This window comes from Acinetobacter sp. GFQ9D191M, assembly GCF_011174875.1.
Taxonomy (GTDB): Bacteria; Pseudomonadota; Gammaproteobacteria; order Pseudomonadales; family Moraxellaceae; genus Acinetobacter.
In genome coordinates, this window is the sequence record NZ_JAALGV010000030.1 from 1 (window position 1) to 4,671 (window position 4,671).

General features: G+C 36.9%; 4 protein-coding genes. All 4 read right to left on the reverse strand.

Annotated features, from left to right (window positions below):
* Window positions 1-343 (reverse strand): hypothetical protein (locus G5T77_RS17065; RefSeq protein WP_216072702.1); only part of this gene is annotated, 343 nt, incomplete at its 3' end.
* Window positions 336-1,316, reverse strand: a complete 981-nt coding sequence (locus tag G5T77_RS06120) for a replication initiation protein (protein WP_166135834.1) — start codon at window positions 1,314-1,316, stop codon at window positions 336-338. The genes G5T77_RS17065 and G5T77_RS06120, both read right to left, overlap by 8 nt.
* Window positions 1,317-1,579: 263 nt before the next feature.
* Window positions 1,580-3,718 carry a relaxase/mobilization nuclease domain-containing protein gene (locus G5T77_RS06125; protein WP_166135837.1) on the reverse strand — a complete coding sequence of 713 codons (2,139 nt, stop codon included), beginning with the start codon at window positions 3,716-3,718 and terminating at the stop codon, window positions 1,580-1,582.
* Window positions 3,708-4,205: a plasmid mobilization relaxosome protein MobC gene (mobC, locus tag G5T77_RS06130; RefSeq protein ID WP_166135840.1), complete on the reverse strand. Its 498-nt coding sequence runs from the start codon at window positions 4,203-4,205 to the stop codon at window positions 3,708-3,710. The genes G5T77_RS06125 and mobC overlap by 11 nt, the downstream gene beginning before the upstream one ends.
* Window positions 4,206-4,671: the final 466 nt, after the last annotated feature.

Consider the following 4,671-nt stretch of genomic DNA (forward strand, 5'->3'; position numbering starts at 1 on the left):
TATTCAAAATAAATGAAAATGGCATTACTACTATAAAGAACCACACGATATAAAAACAAAGGCATATAAATCTGACTTGATATTTATTCCTACCCTCAGCTCTAATTAGTACGTGATAAGCTTTCTGTATCGTTTGATGTAATCCAGAGGATAAGAAATATCCAAATATACATATACTCATTATTCCAATCCATAAAAATATGGAACTAAATGAGTAGGCTTCTTTGGTTTTTTCCAATATACCTAAATACGCTACTACAGCACTTAAAATTGCGTAATTAGCGTAATAGCTAGATAGCTCATACATTAAGTTATTAAAACTTTCTTGATCTGTTTTATTCATTACTTTTAAACCAATTTCTTAAAGTACGAGTTGTTATATTTAAAGATAAAGCTATCTCTCTATTACTTTTTCCATTTTCTTTCATAGCCCTTGCTTTCAATTTTTTATCGCTATAAGTTGCTGCCCTAGCCTTACCACCATTAGAAGAACACCCTTTTTTTCCTCCTAATGCCCCTTTGTATGCCTGACGCTGTATAAATTCTTGGTAATGATATGCATCTTTCTTCCAGCAGTAACGGCTTATACTCTTTGCAATTCCTTTGATCTCGTTGTACTGCATCGGCTCTGTAATGCCCTCATTGAGCTTTAAGCAGTGGTCTATAACTGCCTGTAACCAGTTGTTATATGTTTTTCCTCTGTATTCTCTGACCGCTTTATACGCCCAAAATCTTGCAGTATGGAAAATGTAGCAATTACGTCCAAGTCCAATGGCTTCATGCTGTTTAGGTGGTTTTTTTGCTTCTTGCCAATCAATATCTAATTTTGAAGATAGTTCCGTCAGCGTATAAGGTTTTTTTCTAAGGCTATACGTGCGCCATTGCTCATGTATCGGGTTTTTACTGATTAAGCCTGAATATCCCAAGTCAGCACCAAAAAGTTGCTGTAAACGCAAATAAACGGCATTTGCGAGCATTATTGGCTTCTGTCTACTTGCATCTGTTGTATAAATCGGTGTTTTTAGCTCAAAAAATGCGTGTAATCGTCCACTATTGGGAGTTTCAGCAACAAAATTTGGCATTGGTATGCCATCAAGTGAATATAAAATTTCACTCAATGCCGATTCATAGTCGAGATCAAGAACAAAGTAATGCTGATAAAAAGGGCTATTGGGCTGTATATATTTGAATGAAATAGCCGAATTTTTAGGACGGATTTTTAAACCTGTGGCAAGGTCATTTGTGCAGTATGGTTTTGTTGGTAAATTACCAATAAAACTTGGAAATAATTCCAATTGTGGCTGTGTTTTATTCACTTATAACAGTTTCCGCTTGCAAAGCTCGCAAACACTGCTAAAATTAAACCAAGTTTCAGGTGTTTTAATTTTTAGTGTTTTCAAGCATTTAAATTAAAAATTCCGAAGAAAAACAGGATTGCCGTCCTGTTTTTTTTCGTCTATAGAAAATGTACCACTCTTTCTTCTAAAAGCATACTGCAGAAAAAACAGTGATTTAGAGATGCTTTTTTTTCGAGTACAGCAATGTAGAACATTGCTACGCAGAAAAATAAAGTATCCCATTACATTGTTAATCCGTTGTCTTGATCTTGATCAAGTGCTTTAGGTTCAGGTTTCACCTGAACTATCGGCTGTACTGTATTTTCTCTTTGATTAAGATGCTTTAAACGACTTTCATTCTCGCCTTTCTCTAGTTTTAGAGTCCGATTAACACTAACTTTGCGGTCATAATCCAAATAGCAGCCTTTTTTCTGCATATAAGCAATTATGCGCTCATCATTGCGTACATTCTTTTCAACAAGATCAATTTCATCTCGATTTAAACCTTTTTCATACCGACTAAAATGGCTCAATTCATTGTATTTACAGCCAATATAATAAGCGACTTGGTTTATATCTCCTTTTCTAAAGGATTCATGCTGTTTTTCAGACCAAAAATGAATATTTTTAGCAGTTGGTGAACGATAGCCAATACTTTTGAAATAGTCTGTCATTTCAACACTTGATTTTGGACGGATTGCAAATTTTGGATGATCAAGTAACCTACTAATTACATTAAGTTTTCTATCTGTTTCCCCAAGTTGCTGATTGATTCTTCTAAGCTCTGTATCTTGTTGTACAGCTCGTCTACGTTCATCCCTTTGTTTGATGCTGTATTCAGTGATGAAAGTTTCAATATCTGTTCCGAAAGTTGTTGCTGTAATGGACTGATTTTGTTCTGAATAACTTGATTGACCGTATGCTGTAGGTTCGATTGATCTAACACTTTCTTCAATTGCATTTGTAAATGCTGATTCATGTTGGATTCGAACGTCTTTAAAAAATCGTCTGATGGTTTCGTCAATTTGATATTTACTATCTGCTCTTTCAGAGTCGAAATTAACTCTGATTTGACTTGGTTCTCTTGAATCAAAAGCTCGTTTTGTTCGATTAATTGCTTCGTGTACTTCTCTGACAGTTTCAGTGATTTGTTCTGTTCTTCGATTTGATTCTTCAATAAGTCTACTTGTTGGCTCATCAAGGTTTTTAATTCGTTCATTTACTTCACCAGAACTGCTAAAAGCAAAAGGATTAATAGAGAAATTACAGCTATCAGCATGTATTTGATCTGCTTGATCTGCTCGTTCTGCTGTGTGCTGTTGTCCTGCGTTGAAATGATTAGCTGTTGTGCCTGTTGTTGTAATGCTTGGCTCTGCTGTACTTGTTCTTTCAATGTGTTTAGTAAATTCAGGCTCTCTGTCTCGATCAAGCCAAAATTCTGCTGTGTCTGTACCAAGTGAGAAGTAGCGGTCTGCGTTGTATTTTGAACGTCTTGCTGAAAGTCCCTGAACTCTTTCACTGTTTTCCAAAGCAAGTTGCTTGTGTTCTGCTGAAATAACTCGATGTCCGCTTGGTGTGCTGACATCATCTGCTTCTCTTGTTCGATTCTCAAAGTAAGATTCGATACTAAATTCTGACTCATAAAATGCACCTTTTAAGCGTATCGCCTTATCTGCACCATCAATTTTTAATGAAATGAATTGATCACTTGTTCGAGTCACTGTTCCCAACTCTGAAACAGCATCTAAAACGTCTTTTCTATTTCTGATAAAACCATGCTCAATACGTTGTTCTATATAGCTTCCAACGATTTCACGAATATCTTTTACAGTCTGATTTTTTAAACCTGCTCGGACTGCTGATTTATCTTGAAAATGAACATGATCAGGGGTTTGTGTATCACGCTGTAAAGTCGGGTCATCAGGTCGGGACCATCCTTTGGAATAATTAAAGTAGTCCCGGAGAGGGTCGAAATACTTTTCATGACCTGGGGGCGCAATGTTGAGTGCCTTACCTGTTTCTAATTCAATGCGTGGCACAAGAAAATGTACATGCTTGGAGCCGTCATCTTCTTCATGCAGCACTGCAGTAAAGTGGTATTGGTTTGGCTGTAATCCTGCAAAAGCATGTTTTTCAAATTCATCTAATACTTCACTAATTTCTGCATCTGTTGGATTATCTGACTTTGACCAAGCAATCACACCACTTGTATAGATCCAATCATTTTGAATTGATTGTGCTAAAGCGGTAAATGTCTGCGGATCTCCTCGCAAAACTTGAATATCAGGACGTGGGCGGTTGAGATGGTCAACCTCATCAACTAAATAACTGCTTGCTTTTGATGGGTCACCTTTGCCATGTGCCAAAAATTTAATGTACATCTAGGACTTCAACTCTCGATTTTTTTAATGCTCTTTCCCTTGCTCGGCTGACTGCTTCTTCTGTACGTGTGATCTTTGGTAAATCGCCTATAACTTCGTGTATGTCTGACTGTATAAGGCTTAGCGTGTGTAAGCATTCAAAAAAGGAAAAGTCATTTATTAATTTTTTATCCTTTTGAATTAGGTTTAACGACCTTGCAACTTGGTTCAAGTTGTTGCCAATTTTGCCGATCTGAAATAATAAAGCTGGGTCTGTCTTTGGCGGTTGCCGAACTATTTTTGATTTTGATTTTTTGCTGTCGGTTGTAGCGTCCAAAGGCTCAGCCAAAACAGTCGGAAATTCAGACATAATTTTTTGACCAATCAAAGCATTCACAAACTCACTAAAGTTTAGGTCATGGTCATCTAAATATTTTTCTAGTTGTTTGGCTTCTAGTTCCGTTAAACGTAGTCGTTTAACTTCAGTTTTTAATTCTTTCTTTGCCATGACATTTCCCTAAATTGGATTCGCAATGGTTGGGGTCTTAGGGGTGAAACCCCTAACAAGTCTCCTGTGGCGCAACAAACATCCTACACGTAGTGGAGGTGTTTTTGTGGCTACAGGGTAGGCTTGCTTAATTACAATAGCATCTTGTTTCAGTGCTCACAATATTCGGCACGAATGTTGTGACACGAAACAAAGGCTATCTGTAATTATCTGGTCGTTGCAAGATTGATGGACAATGCTTCGCATCGCCAAAACTGATCTATGCACAAACACTATGCACAACTCCGCATAAATCATAGATTTATACGTTGAGTTGCACACAGATTTGATGCACAGGTTTTGTCTTTGCCCACAACCGTTGCTAACTCCGTTCATAAGAGTTTTTTAAAAATTTAATTACGAAAATAAAAAACCCCTGACGGGGCTATTATCTGATTTAGGCTTGCACTTTCCGCTTTTTTTTAAC